Source organism: Fusibacter ferrireducens, from assembly GCF_015352425.1.
GTDB lineage: Bacteria > Bacillota > Clostridia > Peptostreptococcales > Acidaminobacteraceae > Fusibacter_A > Fusibacter_A ferrireducens.
In genome coordinates, this window is sequence record NZ_JADKNH010000009.1 from 98961 (window position 1) to 118316 (window position 19356).

A 19356-nucleotide genomic window follows, 5' to 3' on the forward strand; every position below is an offset into this window, starting at 1 on the left:
TCCATTCTCATCCTATTTTTTTCTGATTTTAAAATTTTATATTCCCAGTGTCCGAAAAACACCTTCGTATGCGGATATCTTATGTGCCTGTTTTCAGTGCATGTCTTTTGCCATTGAAGAAATAAATCAACAGGGAAAAAATTAAAAGTATTATGCACAAATAGAAGATCTCTTCATAGCCATAGCTTTTTGCAATTATACCCCCCACCATCGGTCCAGCGCCTTGTCCAATATCGCCTCCTAGATAGAAAGTGCTTGTGGCCACGCCACTTTTTTCTATACCCACTTTTTTTATGCTAGCAGCCTGTAACAAAGGTTGTACACTTCCTTGTGACAAAGCCCGCAACATTGCCGATATGAGAATCAGCGTCATTGAGTCCGCCCAAGACAGAAGTATTAACGACACGATTGTCAAAAGAATACTTGGATAAAATACGTAATTAAATCCTTTCCACTTCATGATCTTTCCAGATATCGGTCTTGCAAGAAATAAGAAAATGGCACTGACTGTAAAATAGATCCCTACATTTTCTATGGATTTACTGTGGGCATACAATACTAAAAACGCTGAAATGCCCCCATTGATGAACGAATATACGCCCCCAATGAAAACGTAATCCATTATACTAAACGTAATAATATCTTTGACTGCGAATTTACGATTACGTTGATTTTTATATGTACACGAATACTTTAGCCTTAATAAAGCCACTAAAGCCATCAGTGAAAAAAAAGCCGATATATAAAAAGCATACACCACATCGTATTGGTTCATAATTGCAATACCCAATCCCGGTCCAACAGCTGAAGCTACAACCTGACCTAAGCCGAGATATCCAATGCCTTCGCTAAATCTCTCTGAGGGAATAAACTCACTGGCCATTGCCACAATGGCTGTACTATTTATGCCAAAGGCAATCCCATGAATGATTCTAAATAGAATTATGAGCATGAGATTATCTGTAATCACATACATAATCACGGAGATAGTAACCCAAAAACTTCCAATCATCAACATTTTTTTTCGATCATACCGATCGGCAACATACCCCGTAAAAGGTCTTATAAATAGGGCGGTAATCGAAAACAGGCCCACAATTGCACCTGAGCTCGCAAGACTTACCCCAATTCCAACTAAGTACACGACTAATGTCGTTGTCACCATGTAAAAGCTAAAACTCAACAATGTATTTATAAGCACTATTTCAGAAAACCTAAAGTTCCACAGTTTGGCATCCATGCTTTTCACTCCTCTTCAACATATGTAAAAGTATAAATGTTCAGACGCCTTACAACAAAGGTTTTTTGTGCAACCCTCCTTTTTTTGGTCTAATTGCACATCTTCCTGTAAGAGTTGCACACGACAAATGCTTTAGTACAGCAAATCTTCAGCAACTATTGACATCTTCAATGAATCCATTAAACTTATAATTGTAGATGATTGGCATATTGCTTTTAAGATGGTATCCAATTCAAAAAATGGCATCCATCTGGAACAACAATATACCATTAACCAGAAAGGTATGTGCTGTATCGCTGTTGGATACTGCCTGAAAGGTATGAAATGAAATCAGACGAATTAATTCTAACCTTATCTCCATTTATTAAAGGAACCCTTTTAAGGACTTCAAATATCAAAATTGAAAATGGTATCTCCTTACTTCTGCCAAATGCGTATATTCGGCAGGATGGCGTCTATATCTGTAAAATGCAAACCTTTCAATCTATTTTAAATTCAAAAAACAGTCTTCAAAATGTGACTTTTTTTGTAGTGGATTGTGTACATGAGCTCCCCAAATTGGATGATGCTCAAGACACTTGCTCATATATATTTTTAACTTGTAGCCTAGATGAACTGAGCACTGTGTTTTCAAAAATTTTTGAACAGAAAAAGAGATTGATAGACCACGGCAATTATGAAAAGATGAAAATTTTGTGGCAACAGCTTATTCAGACCCCTAGGCATAAAGATGAACTGCGCACCATTATAAATGAATTTTATTATTCTTTTCGCCGCTTTGTTGCGTGTATTGTGCTTATCATGAAGCAAGATCATCCGAAACTATCTGAGAACGATCTCTATCTTCTATTTGAAGAATTAAACGATCTTTTCCCGGAAACAAATATTTTTCCTTTTAAAAATCAAATTGTCATCTTGTACTCCCAGGATAATCGCCCTGATAGTGATTTGGCATTTTCATATGACAAATTTTCGCTTATTCTGGAAAAGTATCATATGGATGCTGGTATAAGTAATGCTTGCAGATATCCGCTACTTTACCCAACTTTATATCACACTTCACTTTCGTCTTTATATCTCGGCAGAAAACTGTCCTCTTATCACATTAGTGACAATATCTATAATTTTGAAAACTACAGCACTTTTTATATTATCGATCTGTCTGTCAAAGAATTCATTCGAATACACGGACATTCGGATATTATTTATCTGGTCTCTCCAGATATCATTCAATTGCATCGATATGATTTAGATCACAACACCGATTTGTTGACGACATTATTCCAATATCTGCTCAATGGCTGTAATATTACCGTTACTTCGAAAATCCTTTACATGCATAGAAATACAGTTTTTAACAAACTCAAAAAAATCAAAAACATCATTTCTGATCCTCTTGACGATGGCCAAATACAATTTAAACTGTTAATGTCTTGTTTTGTGGTAACTTATTACAAAGAGTATTTGGAACAAAATTTGTGAGCCTTGTCTTTTCGTGCTCACAATAGATAGACGCGTATTGCTCTTTCAAAAATGGGCTAGTATTTGTCTGTTAAGTTGTATTTTTTCATTTTTCGCCACAGTGTCGATTTACTTATGCCAAGTATTTTTGCCGCTTTTTCTCTTCTGCCATTTGTCTTTTCAAGTGCATTGCAAATGCTGTTTTTTTCTGCTTGACTGATGCTGCCTTTATCAGTCGCCATTTCATCCATGCCATTTTCTAAGCGCTCGGTAGACAAGAGCATATCCTTTTCAATTAAAGACAAATCCGTGCCTTTTATCTGTTCTCGAACATCCTTTTCATCGACATATTTATGGTCTGCCACAATAACAAGCCTTTCACAAAAATTTCTCAATTGTCTCACATTACCATCCCAAGATAAGCTCAACAGCATTTCCTCTGCCGCTTCACTTAAAAGGATTCTCTTGTTGTAGCGCTTTCCAAAATTCTCAATAAAATTTTGTGCAAGCAGAATCACATCTCTATTTCGCTCTCTCAGCGGTGGGATCGTCAATGTCAACACATTGAGACGATAATACAAATCCTCTCTAAATTTGCCCTGTTTTGAAAGTTCAAGCAAGTTCTTATTGGAAGCAGCAATGATACGTACATCTATGGGGATGAGTTTGTCATCTCCAATTCTCATAACACTTCTCTCTTCAATCACGCGTAACAGTCTTGTCTGACCTTGTGCATCAATCTCAGATATTTCATCCAAAAATATCGTCCCCTTGTTTGCAATTTCAAAGAGTCCCTTTTTCCCCTTCTTTAAGGCCCCTGTAAATGCGCCATCCACATACCCAAACAATTCACTTTCCAAAAGATTCGTCGGTAGGGAACCACAGTTTATGGCCACAAAGGGCTGATTGTTTCTAAAACTAGAATTGTGTATACTCTGTGCAAACAACTCTTTTCCACAACCACTCTCACCATAAATCAATATGCTTGTATTATATTTTGAAAACCGCTCCGCTAATTTTTTAGATTTCGTAATGGCAACCGATTCTCCAATGATCTCATCAAATCTATATTTTGCAAAATGACCTTTTTGATAAAACTCGCTCTTTACTTGAGACTCCATTTTCTCAATCTGTTGTATAGTCGTAAAGTGCACGACAGCACCATGAAAAGCATCATCCTTTTGATTAGGCGTTATATTAAGCATGCCATACGTATTATTCACATTTATGATTCTGCTATAGTATGCCTTCCCCTTATTCAAAACATCTTCAAACTCGTCTTCATCCAGTGCTGTAACCATGTCTGGAAAGTACTGTCCATTATAGCTGTCGCCTTCAATCGCTTTAAACATGCCGACCGCCTGTTCATTATATGCTTTAATTCTGCCCTCCCTATCCAAAATGCAAATGGCTTCAAATGAATTATTCAGCATATTTTTAAATTCATCTAGTGTTTGCTGCAATTGAGAGCCCATGGCCACCTGTTGTATCGCACGTTTTAAGTCCAGACTAAAATCTAAATAATCGTAAATTCGATCGTCATGAAAAGCATACATGCCACTGTTTCTAACAGCATCAACATATTTCGTATTGCATATGACGACATCATACCCCTCTTTTGCAAGTGCATTAAAATAACCTTGTTCCAACTCATCATTCCAAGGTGGATTAATCAACTCGAAATTGTACATCTCCTCTAGGACATCTAGACGAACTGTTATGGGTAAATACGTGCCCAAGACAACTCTTTTATAATGTTCTAAACCTTTTGACTTCAACTCTTTTTGCAAAAGATACAAAATCACACAGGTGTCAAAAGCAGTCATAGAAACAGGGTAAACAGGCACTAAAGGCTTAAATGACATGATTCTATCATAATTTTCCCACTGGCAAATGATAGCATCCATCTGTTCTTCATTTACCCACTTAATTTGCTTGTTCAACTCTTCATCACAAGCCGTAGCATCACCAATATACATATGGAAGTCTATGATCTTCTCAAGACCCTGAACTTGCTTTATCATCGAGTCTCCAAACAGATTCATGAAAAATATACGAAACACGACATTTACCTCCAGGCTTTTTTATCATTGTACCACGTACAAACATAAGTAGTAAAAGGTAGCAGGAATTCCTGCTACCTTTTTTTAAAACAACAAGATATGAGCCGAAAGCTGTCTGAGGGATGTTCAACCTCAAACAGCGTCAGCGAAAATCGTTTTGAGGCATTGAGAGATGACTCAAATGTTGTTACTCAAATTTTAAATCTTTTAAATAGAGGCTTGAAGCATTCCATACTCTAAAGTTCAAACTAGGATCAAATGCATAGCTGTTGGCAAGTTGTACCAAAGAATATATTGGCATTTCTTCTTCGATTACTTTCACAACATCCACAGCCTTTTCATTTGAAGCGTCTACACTGTTTGCACCAATCGTCTCTTTACAAAGCTGCATAAAGCGATCAAAGCTCTCACCTTTCCAGCCACTCCAGTTTAAACCGCCTAAGAACGCTTTCATCGAATCAACGCCATAACCGCTTGGAGAGGCTGTAACCATCAACAGTACATCCCATTGCGTTGGATCAGAACCAACATTCCATATGGTGGCACTGTCGTAATTGTTAATTTCAGCAGTGAACCCTAGCTCAGACAATACATTTTGAATAATTTCAGCTGCTGCGATCTGCGCGCTAGTGCCGTTTGTTGCAATTTTCACAACACCGCCATCGACACCAGATTCATCGACCATTTTTTTTGCTTTTCCGACATCAGTGGTTGTATAAATCTCACCCACCATTTTTTCGCTGTAATCTTTCATTGCTGCAGAGAATGGCGCAGTACCTGCTTTCCCATATCCATCATATGCCACAATATTAATTGCGTCATTGTCTAATGCATATCCAAACGCCTGTCTAACCTGCTTATTAGAAAATACGGAGTTCTCGTTCATATTCAAGAAAAAGCTTAACGATTGCACACCCGTATCTAATGTCACATTATAATCACTGTTTGTCATTAAATAACCGATGTCGCTAATTTGAACATTCATTACAAGTTGGACTTCACCGGTCTCCAAAGCTGTAGTCTTTTGAGAAGGTTCTGCGATTACCGTAAAAGTCGCTTCTTTGATACTTGGCTCCCCGCCCCAATACTCGCTGAATGATTCTAAAGTTATATATGAACCGCTCAAATAATCCTTTAGTTTATAAGGACCTGTTCCAATTGGCGTCGTAACCATTTTATCTGGACTTGCAGTCCATGATGCTTCACTTACAATGTTGACATTGGATAAATTGGTAAAGGTATATGCGTTTTGTTCTTTAAAGTAGAGTTCAAAGGTATAGTCATCAACAACTTTTGTCTTTTCAAAGTCGACATTAATCACATATTGATTATAATTAGCATCTTCCTGCATGAGCTTATAGGAAAACAGAACATCATTAGCCGTTAAATCATTGCCATCGTGAAATTTTACGCCTTTGCGAATCTTAAAAATATAATGGGTGCTGTCAATTTCTTCCCAACTTTCTGCCAATCGAGGGACTACTTCTTTATCATAGCCCAAAGCAAATAAGCCTTCATAAATTTGATTGGAAATATATGCATAAGTGTTGCCACTTCCAAATACATTCATGTTGCCAACATCACTATCAACTGCGATATTAATCTTATCTCTCACTTCAGGTGCATTCTCATTTTCATTCACGGCACCCTCAGTTTGTGCATCATTTTTCTTCGAACTGCATCCAACAATGCTAAATGAAGTTGCAAGTATAATTAACATAACCACCAATCTCATAAATCTCTTCTTCATTTGTTCTCTCCCTTTTTTTATTTGTTAATAAATTCCGCCTTATGACAGGATACAAAATGATCTTTACTCAATTCTCTGCTATATTGCTGCTTATGACACTCTTCAGAAGCATAATTGCATCTTGCTGCAAAACGACATCCTGGTTTTGGATTTATTGGCGACACAATCTCCCCCTTTAAAATAATTCTTTGATTTTTTGCATGTACATCCGGAATTGGAATTGCAGATAGCAAGGCCATTGTGTAAGGATGTAACGGATTGGCAAATAATTCATCAGCAGGCGCTTTTTCCACCATTTGACCCATATACATAACCAAAATTTCATCAGATATATATTTAACCACCGATAAATCATGCGTTACAAAAATATAGGTCAGTTTTCTCTGTTCTTGCAAGTCTAGCATCAAATTTAAAATTTGGGCCTGAATGGACACATCTAAAGCCGATACAGGTTCGTCGCACAAAATAAACTTGGGACTTAACGCCAATGCTCTTGCAATCCCAATTCTTTGTCTCCTGCCACCATCTAATTCATGAGGATATGCATCGGCCAATCGACTCTCAAGTCCTACAGTTTCCATCAATTTCTCTGTTTCAATTTCCATCTCATCTTCTTTCATTTCACCTTTGAGAAGCAAAGGCTCCATAATGATCTCTCGCACACTCATTCTTGGGTTTAAAGAAGAATACGGATCTTGGAATATAATCTGCATTTGCTCTCTCAATTTTTTTAACTTTTGTCTTTTTAAGTAAGTTACATCCTCCCCTTCAAAAAAAATTTGACCACCTGTACTGTCTAATAGGTGTAAAATAGTTCTTCCTAATGTCGATTTACCGCAGCCAGATTCGCCAACAATACCCAGAGTCTTTCCTTCTTCAATCTCAAAACTGATATCGTCAACTGCATGTAACTCACCATTTGGCGTATTAAAGTATTTCTTCAAATTTTCCACCCTTAACATTGTAGCCATATCATACCTCTTTCGTCATAATATCGCACTTAACAAAGTGCTCATTTCCAATATTTACATTTCTATCCCGTTCCTCTCTACATTCATCAATAGCATGCGGACACCTATCACGAAATTTGCAACCCACTGGTAAATGCGTTGGATCAGGCATCATGCCCTTAATGGGTTTAAGACGTTTTTCATTAGAGGTCAATCTGGGTAGAGAATTGAATAGACCTTTGGTGTATGGATGCCCAGGATAATCAAATACTTGAGCAGTTGTTCCATATTCAACAATTTCTCCTGAATATACGATGGCAACCTTATCACAAGTGCCAGCAACAACGCCGAGGTCATGAGTAATCATCAGAACAGAAGTGTTCAACTCTTTCTTGAGCTTATCCATCATCTCAAGGACCTGTGCTTGTATCGTCACGTCTAGTGCTGTTGTCGGTTCATCCGCCAAAAGAAGATCTGGCTCACACGCTAATGCCATTGCGATTACAACTCTCTGTTTCATACCACCAGAAAATTGGTGAGGATACTCTGAAAATCTTTCGCCGGGTATGCCAACTTTCTCTAGCATCTTTATGGCTTTAATTTCAGCTTCTGCTCTAGATAATTTTTCATGCAATCCAATGGTTTCCGCAATTTGTTTTCCAATAGTCATTATTGGATTCAGCGCAGTCATTGGATCTTGAAATATCATTGAAATGCTATTGCCCCTGATATCGCGAATCTTATGCTCAGACATCTTCATGATATCTTTGCCTTCAAATAAAATCTCCCCACTTTTAATCTTTGCTGGAGGATCAGGAAGTATTCTCATGATCGCTTTAGCAATTGTCGTTTTACCCGCTCCTGTCTCTCCAACAAGCCCAAGCGTCTCGCCCTTGTTCAATGTAAAACTGACATTGTTGACCGCTTTGATAACTTTTCTATCTGCAACATACTCAACCACTAAATTGTTAATCTCTAGCAAGGTATTATTAATACTCATTTATCTGTCTCCTTAATTCTTTAACCGCGGATCAAGCGCATCTCGCAACCCATCCCCGAGCATGTTAAAAGATAAAACACTTGTCATGATACAAATACCTGGATAAATGACTAAATAGCCATAGTCTCTCATGTAATTTCTGCCCTCTACAAGCATTGCGCCCCATTCAGGTGATGGTGGTTGCGCCCCTAATCCAATGAAACTAAGTGTTGCCGCTGCTAAAATAGAATTTCCAATATTCATCGTAATTTCGACAATTAAAGGAGATATTGAATTGGGTAAAACGTGTTTGGTAATAATATGATAATCACTTGCATTGATCGCAATGGCTGCTTCAATAAATTCTTTTTCTCTAACTGTCATAATAGAAGCCCTAATAATTCTGGCATAGGCAGGTATTGTAGATATACCTATTGCAAGAATGGCATTGTTGATACCAGGCCCCAGTGATGCTGCCAGCGCTATGGATAAAAGCATCCCAGGAATAGACTGATAAATATCCAGAATACGCATGAGGATATTGTCCATTTTGCCACCGTAATAACCTGCAATAGAACCGAATATCGTTCCCAATGTAGAAGCCAATCCCACAGAAAGTATACCTATTTTGAGAGATTGTCTCGCACCGTAAATTAACCTGCTAAAAATATCTCGCCCCAATTTATCTGTCCCCAGTAAATGAGCTTTACTTGGTGCCGCATAAGTTGCTTTAAGGTTCTGTTCTGCAAAATTATAGGGGGCAACAATCGGTGCTAGTAAAGAAAGTATGCCAATTAAGAGAATAATGATCAATCCTGCCATTGCAAGTCTATTTCTCGAAAGTCTTCCTAAAATTTCTTTTAATTGCGACTTATGCCTTTTTCGCCTATTAACTGTCATATTTTCTTATTCCCTTTCTTCTTTTTGTTTTAGAACTTTTATATTGTGATCGAATTCTTGGATCAACATATGCAAACACAACATCTACAAGAAGCATAAATAAACAAAAGAAAACGGAGATGAACAATACGCCTCCTTGTACCACAGGATAATCCCTTTGTGAAATACCATTCATCATAAACACACCCATGCCTGGTATGGAAAAAATCGTCTCCGCAATTAAAGCGCCCCCGAGAAGAGCCCCGACCATGTTACCAATCGTCATAATAATTGGTATTAAAGCATTTTTGAGAGCATGATTAAAAATGACTTTCATTTCTTTCTGACCCTTTGCTCTAGCTGTCGTAATATAATCTTGACGAATGACTTCTAACATACTTGACCTCGTTTGTCTTGCAATTCCCGCTGCCCCGCCTAATGCAATAGAGACACAAGGCAGAATATAACCCGTCCACGATTTAATCCCCGAGGAGGGAAGCCATCCTAGCTTTTGAGAAAACAGCATGACTAATATTAATGCAAACCAAAAACTGGGCATAGATACGCAGAATAGCGAACCAAACATAGAAATATTATCTTTCCATGAATACTGATGAGTTGCAGCCAGAACACCTAGAGGCACCCCAATCAATGTTGCTAACAATACACTGATCAATGCAATTTTCACTGTAAAAGGAAATCTTAATAATATTTGATCGGTCACACTTTGTTTAGTTTGATAAGAATTTCCCAGATTGAAATCAATAAATACTTTTTTTAAGTAATCCACAAAGCGAACAGAAAAAGAGTCATTCAATCCCAATTCATCTCTCTCCTGCTGTATTTGTTGCTCTGTTGCGTTAGCGCCTAACATCAATCGAACTGGATCGCCTGGTGTAAAGTACATTATGGTAAACACAAAAAATGTTACCCCTAGAATGACTGGTATTAGCCATAAAAATCTTTTTGCTATAAACTCAAACATATTTCTCCTTTCATCATTCAAACTATATTTATAGTACCTTAACGCAATCTATGTGCCAATTTGCTCATTGGCACATTCATTATGCTCAGAAAAGGTCTAATATACTAGATATAATCTTATTTTATTTTTATCTTTTACCTCATATCAGAATGTATACACACCTCTTTTTAAAAATTATGGTTTCAATATGAAATAACATTTCATAAAGAAGGTTTCATATTGAAACGTTTTCTCTTTGCCATAAGATCTATTTTGCAATTTGAAATGATTTGCAATGGCTATTATTCTATTTTTAGACAATGCTATATCCGCTGGATTTTTATTGTATAATATAGCAATAGATTCAATTCTCTCGTTTAGAACGTCTTTTGCTGTTTTAAATCCATCCACGCCCCATCGATATTGGCATCGTTTTTGCGCAAATATGGATATTAGGAGGTTAACATATGAAAAAAAATAATTATAAAGAATCATTACCATTTTCCTATAAGGGCTACTCGAATCCAACATATGAGAACACTAAGACAAAATCTCAATACATCGAAAGTTATGATGGGACAAAACTGGCAATTGACATAACATTTCCCTTATCTGGCGAAGAGATTGTCACAGAAAATTTGCCCGTTATATTACTGGCTTCAAGATCAAATCGAAGAAATCTAAACGATCCTGAGATTAAAATGGGCTGCGATTTAGTCGCATTTGGCTATATTTTCGCCGTTGTTGAGCTTCGAGGATGCGGTGTTTCTTATGGGGTCAATGATAGTTTTGGCAGTATTGAACACAGTAAAGATCTCATAAGCACAACGGAATGGCTGGCGTCACAACACTGGTGTACTGGAAAAATTGGTATGCTAGGATGCTCTAATCGTGCCTATATACAGCTCTGTGCATCCGCATTATACCCGGATAAAATTGTTGCTCTCACACCTGTTGTAGCCGTTTCAGATTTTTACTACCAGAATTATCCAAACGGTGTGTCTGCTGTCCCTCATATTAAACTTCCTAATCCGGATCATATGTTATCTAAGACAGAATACTTAGAGACCGTGGTCCCTGTGGATGCAGATACCGATGGCCAAATCGCATATGAAGCTTATGTCAACTGTCATTTTAATCATAATAAGAATTTCTTCGAAACGCTTTTTCTAGAAGACATGTGTAGAGATTCTGAACATCCAGATTATGACCACAAAAAAACCAATATGACATTACCTCCTTTTGGAAAATTGGATCATTTCTTTCATAATGCCTCTGTAAAACAGCATCAATATATCGGCGAACTTGAATCAGGCACCTTAGGGCAGTTAGCGCATTTTATTGATTTTGGCGGAACCGTTTTTCTTGGACCGTGGACTCATTTTGGCGCACTTATAGGCGACTCCCCTTTTCCCAACGGTTCCATAGATATTTTAGAATCATACTGCCGTTGGTACGACTATGTCTTAAAAGGTATCGACAACGGCTTTGATAAAATGCCCGCAGTCACATACTATATGTTTAATGCTCAGGAAGGTCACGAATGGCGTTTCTCTGAGAGTTGGCCACCAGAAAATGAAGTCCGAACTCCATTATATCTTTCGCCAAAAGCATCCCATACGATCTCTTCAGCTCACGATGGCACTTTAACACTTGAACCGTGCAATAACGTAGAGTCTATCACTTATCAAATAAGAGATGATATCATCGTATTTAAAAATAAAGAAGGGCTCAGTAACTATGACCGATCTGAACTCTTTTGGAATGGCAATATGTCTGAAGATGTGGACCAAAAGGGGTTAACCTTTACAACCGCACCACTCTTTTCACTTTATCAAAATGAGATGGCCGGTTGTGTATCTGTTGATTTATGGGTATCTTCTCCTGCTAGAGACGTTGATTTTATCGTCTACTTAGAAGAAGTGCTTCCTGATGGCACCTCTCATTATATTAAAGATGGCGTCATGCGCGCTTCTCATCGAACGACTGGTCCAAATCCAGCGTGGCAGAAAATGGGGGCTACGTGGCATACGAGTATGTCATCAGATGTAAAGCGCTGTCTCGACGAAGGCCTGAGTCAACCTACTCATATTCAGTTTGCCATAGATCCTATAGCATATCATTTTTCAGCTCAAAGTCGAATACGATTTACAATTACCTGTGCTAACAGAGCCGCATATCAGCATAACATGTATGAAAATGAATGCCCTGAAATCACATTATATACTGGAGGCCAATATGCTTCTTTCATCAGCGTTCCCTTCCTTGAAGAGTCCAATCAGACTTACAAGGGCTTGGCTACATTTGATGAGAAAAGTTTTCCAGCCACGCTCTATGCTTTCAAAGAAAACACTTATCTTTATACAAACAGCATTTGGCATAAATTCAAGACGCCAGATGCATACACAGTGACAGAGCATGGCGTTGTATTTGCCGAAGGCAACATTCATTTTTGTGCTGTGGGCGCTCCAATAAGCAGTCCCACAATGCCGGACAGTAGAATTCCCTCAGCACCTGTGCACCCTTTCCCGACATATAGAAAACAGTTTGTAGCCAATGTCCCCATATCTTCTCGTGACTACAATCTCTTTGTCCCAGGGCGCAAAAATCTCTATCTTGATGTTTTTATAAAGAAACACTCTGAATCCATGCCTTGTATCGTTTACATTCATGGTTACGGCAGTCCATATGCCTATCTCCCCACTCAAATGCTCATGATGTACGAAGCAGGGTATGCCATAGCCGCAATCGACGTTAGAAACTATCCACCTAACGAATTTCCCGATTATATTAACGATGCCAAAGGCGCTATTCGTTACTTAAGAGCAAATGCAGCTCAATTTGGCATTAATCCAGATAAAATTGGCATGTATGGCTTTTCCCTTGGCGGCAATACAACCCTGATGGTGGCCATGACAGGAGACTTACCTGCTCTGGAAGGTGACGTTGGCGGCAACTTAGAGTATTCCAGTAGAGTACAGGCAGCAGCCGCTGGCTTTGCATGGTCTGACTTGCTCTACATGGGCAAGGATATTGCCGATGAATTCCAACATTCACCACAACTTCAAGCCGATCGAATTTTGATGACTGACGGAGAATATTCGCCAAGTTCAGAAGTTATAGGTTTTAGTGGTCCCGGCAAGGGATTAAAGGTTTTAAGAGAATATATGGAAAATGGTTGCACACCATCCAACAGTTTATTCGATTCCAAACTTCAGCAAGCTGCATCAGCTTCCCCGGTAAATTATGCAAATCCCTCTGTACCACCTATAGCACTTTTTGGCGGTCGGGGCATGGATACCATTAACATTGCCTTTAAGCAGTCCTTGCGCACCTTTGAAGCTTTAAACAAAGTAGATGCCTTAACCTTTCTGTACGGCAACACAACAGGTGAATACGGAGAAAAACGAGAAACACAACAGGCTCTAAAATTTTTCTTCGCTTCTCAACTTAACGAAAAGAGAACCCATCGCATATTGGCGTTTAATACAGAACAGAATATAGTCGTCGTAGATTATGTTTCAAAGAAATTACAAAAAAATCCCGTACTGGATAACGGCTGTTTCTTAGTTCATGAAGATGACTTTAGTCCATATCTTGCGGATATTGTATCACCTGCTTATAATACCAAAAATCATTGCCTAGATCTATTGAGCCTAACAGGCGACAACTTGATTTCCAAGTACTATGATGCACACAATACGCTCATACTAAAAATAGATTTGAATCCTTGAATAACGGGTTTATCTCTATAATGCCACATCACTGACGCTGCATAGACAATACTTTTCCAAAAAAATGACCATATTTTCCCATCTATTTGGGGTCATATAGTCATTTTTTTTAATTAAAATTATTGTCAACAGCACCTTTATGCGATCCGTTACAGGTTATGTCCTGTCCGTTCAATAACCTCATCTTGTATTTGAGGCGTCAACTTCGTGAAATACGCACTGTAACCTGCAACTCTTACCACGAGTTCAGAATGTTTTTCTGGGTGATGTTTTGCATCTTCCATCTCTTCTTGATCTACAATATTAAATTGAATGTGCTTACCGCCATGTGTCAAGTATGTTTTTATCATAGATCCCAGTTTTTTTAGGTCGTCTTCCGTCTTGAGATTATCCGGTAAGATTTTCATATTCATTAAAGTGCCCTGATAAGCGTCTTGATTTACGCGCATTGCACTCATAAAAGCCGCCAGAGGACCATTTTTATCCGTCCCGTGGTCTGGGGATAACGAGGCATCCGCAAGAATTTCTCCGCTTTTCCGACCGTCGGCAGTGGCCCCAGTACACTCGCCACCAGGTTGATGTGCAGAAATGGATATGGCATTGGGCTTTAAAGTATCTCCATATGCACATGGGAGACTTAAGCAAACATCTGCATGCAACTTATATATTGCCGCAACTAACGCATCCACCTCAGGTATATTATTGCCATATTTATCTTGAGCTTTAAACTCTTGTTGCATACTTTCATAACCCACCCAATTCGCATCTAGAGCATCCACAAGCTGTTTCATAGAGTATTTTTTTTGATCATAGATGAGCTTCTTTATGGCATAGAGTGCATTTCCTGCGTTTACACCTCCAACTGCACCCAAAACCGCACCGTTTTCAAAGGCAAACTTTCGATTATACATATCCTTGCCCTCTTTTACGCCGTCCTTCATGAGTGCAGACCGGAATACGTCTGGAAAGAGTTCTCGCTCTATAATCAACTCTACATTAATCCTCTCATTTGCCATGGACATCAAATATCTTATTTCATTAAAAACTGCCGTTTTAAATTCTTCAAAAGTTGACATTTCAGTTACATCGCCAAAGGACTTTCCAACCATTTCATTTGTATATCTGCAGAATCCATTATGCATACAAATATCCATGGCTTGCGGAACTACGAAAAATGTGGCCACCTGTGTACGGGTAATCCCTGGAATATTGCCATCAACACAGCCTGTTGGCACATAATCCCTTGCTTCTTCAATGGACAAGCGATTGGTTTCACTCTGATTCACAAAAAAATTAATGAAACTGTTATCCCCAATAAATGCGGGCAAGCCTACGCCACTTCTGACACATGCCAGCGCTTTAATCATAAGCTTTTCAGGCGTACCTGAATGCACGCGCAGCGTTAGTGTATGGTGTGGCAAATGCGTTTCAATAGCCGCATCTAGCAAAAGATACGATAATTCATTTGTTGCATCGCTACCATCTTTCTTTTGTCCACCAATAGTCCAGTTATACCATTTTGCCATACCTGCATTTTTTGCTCTATTTGCTTTGCCAGATACTCGATTGATTTTCATCACCTTGCAACGCATAATCTCTAGTAATTCCAGTACCTCTGAATCTGTTATCTTTCCGTTATCGATATCCTTCTTATAAAACGGATACATGTACTGATCAAATCGACCTGCTGTGGATGTTGGCGAAGGACACACCAATAAAAAAGTAAACCAGAACGATTGCAAAGCTTCATAAAAAGATTCCGCAGGTTCATAAGGTACTTTTCGGCAGACTCTTGCCATTTCAAGCAATTCCTCTTTACGTGTTTTATCTTTTTCAGCAAGCGCCATATTTTCAGCTAATTCTGCATATCTTCTGCTCATGCGAACCCATGCTTCAAAGACGATGACAACACCCTCCCAATAATTACGTTTTTCTATACTATCTGCAGAATCGTATTTTAAATTCTTCAAGCATTCTTTTGCTTCATAAATAATACTTTTAGCACCCTCTTGCAAAATACGAGAATAATCTATGCACACCAGAGAAAATCCTGGGCCAAGCCCATACCCTGACATTGCAAAGCCACCTCCAGATCCACCCTTTTTGTCTTTCCAAGGCGGAAGAATACAGCCTGATTTCATAAATGGCCATAAGCGTTCATTTTCGCCTAAAGACTTTCCCATGGCTTCAATTAGATTACTATTTACTGAGTTATTACTAAACTTCTCATTGAGATGATATAGTTCTTCTTCATCTTCAGGTGTAATCGTATACACTTCACTCTTTAAAGACTCTACTTCTTCTTTTGTCCATACGCCGTATTCGTATTGCATTTCAAGGCCAAAAGGTTTACTCGCACCAGACCCACAAAGCAAATCGTCCTCTTCAATAAAAATGGTGATATTGTCAAGAACATGAGCATGCAACTTTGATCTTCTGAGCAAAATAGGCTCTCCTCCTGTCACCTCTAACGATTCATTGGCCAAACGAAATTGTTCAACGCACAATGGGTATTTATTGATGCGAAGACTATTGATCATTCTTTTAACACGTTCTGTCATCTCTATCCTATCCTCTCAAAAAAATTGACTTTTCTTTTAGCTTCTTATTATAGATATCATATATAAAGTATGGCGCAGAAACAATTGTATTCACGTAATACAGCACAACTCTATATGTGATGCACAATCCATTGTTACCTGTGAATATATCTCTTATAAATGGTTGACTATAATTTGAGCTGAGATAAACTGATTTATAGAATGGTATTGATATCATGTCATTATTTTGATTAAGGAGCACTTCTATGACCATAAACCTTCAAAAAACCGCACCTATTTTTAACATTCAGTCCTTTTGCCTGCACGATGGTCCAGGCATACGCACAACTGTATTTGTGAAGGGCTGTCCACTTCGATGCGCGTGGTGTCAAAATCCTGAATCTCAACAGTGTAGTCCTCAATTAATGGTCTATTCTGCCAAATGCATAAACTGTAGAGCATGTGTCGATCAATGTCCTAATGGCGCCATTGAATTTATGAACGATTCAGCACGCCAACCCTTTACGGATAGAACACTCTGTTCTGATTGTGGCCGTTGCATCCAGACATGCCCAACTGGTGCTAGAGAATTAGTGGGCGCTCACATGTCTGTCTCTGAAGTTTTTCAAAAGGTAGAAGCGGAGCATATTTTCTATTTAGAATCTGGCGGCGGCTTGACCATCAGTGGCGGAGAAGCCTTGATGCATCCAGAATTTACACATGCATTATGTCATCTATCTCAAGAAAACAAAATACATACAGCACTTGAAACTTGCGGATTTGCATCTTCAGAAGTAATTGATTATGTATTTAAACATGTTGACTTAGCGCTATATGATATAAAGCATATGAATACCACAACGCATAAAAAATATACAGGGGTTCCTAACGAACTCATCCTCAATAACTTAAAGTTTATTTCCAATGAGTTACATAAACCCGTTATAGTAAGAATACCTATAATACCGGGTTTTAACTCATCTTACGAAAACATTGAATCCACTGCACGATTTATAAAGAAACAATTGCATCAAGAAGTTGAGGTCAATTTATTGCCTTATCATCGACTGGGTAATTCTAAAAGAGAAAGTCTCAATCTGCCAGAAGCACCACAGATAGAGATCCCTTCAACTGAATTGTTACTTTCATTAAGTGAAATTATGGCGTCATATGGCATAACCGTTAAAATTGGCGGCTAAATAATTCTGGACCTCAAAATACTCATAACAAAGCCATTATATAGACTTAAAAAGTTATAACTGCAAATAATCATGATTGCTAAAATAAGAACATTAAACAATTTATCCACCCATGCAGAATTCAGGGTTTGATTTATTTTTTTCCCGATCACGGCGCCAAAAACGCCGGCTAACATCATTCCCAGTGTGACAAACAGATTTAAAGAGGGCACTTGATTGCTTACAATTGTAATACACAGGCTTGCCAATTGAGAAAACATAATGATAAAAAGCGATGTCTGTGCGGCCTCTTTTATTTCCATAGAGAACAAAAAGGATAACAATACCAAATTAAAGGGGCCTCCGCCAATGCCAAGGAAGGCAGACAAAAATCCTAACACGATTCCAGCTATTAGACAAGCAACTGCATTTACAATATGATGCGTATGAATTTTTTCTTTATTGACGGTATATAACAATGTTCCAAACGATAACATAAAGAGACAACCTGCTTGTATGCCGCCAATGAGGTCAACATTTTCAAACTGCAAAATCATTGCACTAAATATCATTTTCCCAAGTACGCCACCTACTATTGCCCCTATAGATATTAAAAATTTTGTCTTAAACTTAGCCTTCGTTTTTTCTGATCTGCCTACTGTAATCACCGAATAAGTTGACATACACAATACTGTGAATCCAGATAGAAAACTAATTGTACTTATACTCATAATCCCCAATGAATCTAGTACGGGCTTAATGATAACACCCCCGCCAATGCCGCAAATAGACCCTACAACTGAGGCCATAAAGCTCACTAACACAATAATGGCATAATTGAATATCACTATGCTTTCACTCCTGTCTACCCTATTTTTAATTTCAAAAAGTACTTTTCAACTCGATCATTTTAAAAGGTGAGAAGAACTCATCTTTGTGCAGTTCTTCTCACCTATAGAAAGCTATTCTCCCAATGTCTTATGCACCATCTCCAATACACCCTTGCCATCCATCATGCCATATTGTTTCATATCAATCACTACAACGAGCTTCTCTGGAAGTTCCGTTTTTACTTTGTCAAGATTGTAGCGCACTTGAGGTCCTAACAAAACAATATCCGCATCAGGCCCATAAGTTTTTAGTTCATTCAGGCTGTGAGCTGCAATTTTGCACTCAAACCCTTCTTGTTCTGCTGCTTTCTCCATTTTTTTGACCAAAAGGCTGGTAGACATACCCGCAGCACAAAACAATACTATATTTTTCATAGCAACTTCCTCCTAATCCACAGTTTAATTATTCAATCTTATGATGAAGCTCTATTATTTCCATTGCCATTTCCTTGACAACAATTGCGTTCATTAAGTGATCCTGTGCATGAACCATTAAAAGCATAATTTGCACATGCTCTCCTCTAATTTCTTTTTGAATGAGTTCTGTTTGTATATTATGAGCTTTTGTCAACGCAATCTCACATTCTGCCATTAAAGCATTTGCTTTATCAAAGGCTTTAGCTTTTGCAGCTTGAATGGCTTCCATGGCTAAACTCCTTGCATCCCCACTTGAAACAATAAGCCCCATTACAACTTCTTCATACTTCTCGTCAATCATTTGAACCATA

At 38.3% G+C, this 19356-nt stretch carries 14 protein-coding genes; 3 read left to right on the plus strand and 11 right to left on the minus strand.

The window, feature by feature from the left end:
* Positions 1-79 precede the first annotated feature (79 nt).
* Positions 80-1240 carry an MFS transporter gene (locus ISU02_RS15155; protein ID WP_194702683.1) on the minus strand — a complete coding sequence of 387 codons (1161 nt, stop codon included), beginning with the start codon at positions 1238-1240 and terminating at the stop codon, positions 80-82.
* A 324-nt stretch (positions 1241-1564) separates the two neighbouring features.
* Between ISU02_RS15155 and ISU02_RS15160 the strand changes: the two genes are divergently transcribed.
* The gene (locus ISU02_RS15160) at positions 1565-2722 is read left to right on the plus strand and encodes a PucR family transcriptional regulator (RefSeq protein ID WP_194702684.1); all 1158 of its coding nucleotides are present in this window, start codon (positions 1565-1567) and stop codon (positions 2720-2722) included.
* Between the two features lie 56 nt (positions 2723-2778).
* Here the strand turns inward: ISU02_RS15160 and ISU02_RS24365 are convergent, their stop codons facing one another.
* From ISU02_RS24365 to ISU02_RS15190, 6 genes are all read right to left on the minus strand, one after another.
* Positions 2779-4764 (minus strand): sigma 54-interacting transcriptional regulator, encoded by a 1986-nt coding sequence (locus ISU02_RS24365; protein ID WP_194702685.1) that lies wholly within the window; start codon positions 4762-4764, stop codon positions 2779-2781.
* A 187-nt stretch (positions 4765-4951) separates the two neighbouring features.
* Positions 4952-6514, minus strand: coding sequence for an ABC transporter substrate-binding protein (locus ISU02_RS15170; RefSeq protein ID WP_194702686.1), 1563 nt, complete (start codon positions 6512-6514; stop codon positions 4952-4954).
* 17 nt (positions 6515-6531) lie between these two features.
* Positions 6532-7485, minus strand: coding sequence for an ABC transporter ATP-binding protein (locus tag ISU02_RS15175; protein WP_194702687.1), 954 nt, complete (start codon positions 7483-7485; stop codon positions 6532-6534).
* Position 7486: 1 nt separating this feature from the next.
* Entirely contained in the window at positions 7487-8464 is a 978-nt protein-coding gene (locus tag ISU02_RS15180) for an ABC transporter ATP-binding protein (RefSeq protein ID WP_194702688.1), read from the minus strand.
* Positions 8465-8476: 12 nt separating this feature from the next.
* Complete coding sequence (locus ISU02_RS15185) at positions 8477-9343, minus strand: ABC transporter permease (RefSeq protein WP_194702689.1); 867 nt, start codon at positions 9341-9343, stop codon at positions 8477-8479.
* Positions 9333-10307, minus strand: coding sequence for an ABC transporter permease (locus tag ISU02_RS15190; RefSeq protein ID WP_194702833.1), 975 nt, complete (start codon positions 10305-10307; stop codon positions 9333-9335). The genes ISU02_RS15185 and ISU02_RS15190 overlap by 11 nt, the downstream gene beginning before the upstream one ends.
* Before the next feature lie 446 nt (positions 10308-10753).
* Here ISU02_RS15190 and ISU02_RS15195 point away from each other — a divergent pair, with 446 nt between their 5' ends.
* Positions 10754-14020: a CocE/NonD family hydrolase gene (locus ISU02_RS15195; protein ID WP_194702690.1), complete on the plus strand. Its 3267-nt coding sequence runs from the start codon at positions 10754-10756 to the stop codon at positions 14018-14020.
* A 149-nt stretch (positions 14021-14169) separates the two neighbouring features.
* Here the strand turns inward: ISU02_RS15195 and ISU02_RS15200 are convergent, their stop codons facing one another.
* Entirely contained in the window at positions 14170-16581 is a 2412-nt protein-coding gene (locus ISU02_RS15200) for a pyruvate formate lyase family protein (protein WP_194702691.1), read from the minus strand.
* Between the two features lie 245 nt (positions 16582-16826).
* Between ISU02_RS15200 and ISU02_RS15205 the strand changes: the two genes are divergently transcribed.
* A complete protein-coding gene (locus tag ISU02_RS15205) occupies positions 16827-17759 on the plus strand; it encodes a glycyl-radical enzyme activating protein (RefSeq protein WP_194702692.1) in 933 nt (310 codons plus the stop codon).
* Here the strand turns inward: ISU02_RS15205 and ISU02_RS15210 are convergent.
* The 3 genes from ISU02_RS15210 to ISU02_RS15220 form a co-directional block, all read right to left on the minus strand.
* Complete coding sequence (locus ISU02_RS15210; RefSeq protein WP_323985051.1) at positions 17756-18586, minus strand: sulfite exporter TauE/SafE family protein; 831 nt, start codon at positions 18584-18586, stop codon at positions 17756-17758. The two genes, ISU02_RS15205 and ISU02_RS15210, sit on opposite strands and share 4 nt — an antisense overlap.
* 114 nt (positions 18587-18700) lie before the next feature.
* Positions 18701-19003, minus strand: coding sequence for a PTS sugar transporter subunit IIB (locus ISU02_RS15215; protein ID WP_194702693.1), 303 nt, complete (start codon positions 19001-19003; stop codon positions 18701-18703).
* Positions 19004-19031: 28 nt separating this feature from the next.
* The gene (locus ISU02_RS15220) at positions 19032-19355 is read right to left on the minus strand and encodes a PTS lactose/cellobiose transporter subunit IIA (RefSeq protein ID WP_228727842.1); all 324 of its coding nucleotides are present in this window, start codon (positions 19353-19355) and stop codon (positions 19032-19034) included.
* Position 19356 lies beyond the last annotated feature (1 nt).

What these genes read in the sequence shown, in the direction of transcription:
- ISU02_RS15160 (WP_194702684.1), top strand. Translation starts at nt 1,565, where the DNA reads ATGAAATCAGACGAATTAATTCTAACCTTATCTCCATTTATTAAAGGA.
- ISU02_RS15180 (WP_194702688.1), bottom strand. Translation starts at nt 8,464, where the DNA reads ATGAGTATTAATAATACCTTGCTAGAGATTAACAATTTAGTGGTTGAG.
- ISU02_RS15185 (WP_194702689.1), bottom strand. Translation starts at nt 9,343, where the DNA reads ATGACAGTTAATAGGCGAAAAAGGCATAAGTCGCAATTAAAAGAAATT.
- ISU02_RS15170 (WP_194702686.1), bottom strand. Translation starts at nt 6,514, where the DNA reads ATGAAGAAGAGATTTATGAGATTGGTGGTTATGTTAATTATACTTGCA.
- ISU02_RS15190 (WP_194702833.1), bottom strand. Translation starts at nt 10,307, where the DNA reads ATGTTTGAGTTTATAGCAAAAAGATTTTTATGGCTAATACCAGTCATT.
- ISU02_RS15215 (WP_194702693.1), bottom strand. Translation starts at nt 19,003, where the DNA reads ATGAAAAATATAGTATTGTTTTGTGCTGCGGGTATGTCTACCAGCCTT.
- ISU02_RS15155 (WP_194702683.1), bottom strand. Translation starts at nt 1,240, where the DNA reads ATGGATGCCAAACTGTGGAACTTTAGGTTTTCTGAAATAGTGCTTATA.
- ISU02_RS15220 (WP_228727842.1), bottom strand. Translation starts at nt 19,355, where the DNA reads ATGGTTCAAATGATTGACGAGAAGTATGAAGAAGTTGTAATGGGGCTT.
- ISU02_RS15175 (WP_194702687.1), bottom strand. Translation starts at nt 7,485, where the DNA reads ATGGCTACAATGTTAAGGGTGGAAAATTTGAAGAAATACTTTAATACG.
- ISU02_RS15195 (WP_194702690.1), top strand. Translation starts at nt 10,754, where the DNA reads ATGAAAAAAAATAATTATAAAGAATCATTACCATTTTCCTATAAGGGC.
- ISU02_RS15200 (WP_194702691.1), bottom strand. Translation starts at nt 16,581, where the DNA reads ATGACAGAACGTGTTAAAAGAATGATCAATAGTCTTCGCATCAATAAA.
- ISU02_RS15205 (WP_194702692.1), top strand. Translation starts at nt 16,827, where the DNA reads ATGACCATAAACCTTCAAAAAACCGCACCTATTTTTAACATTCAGTCC.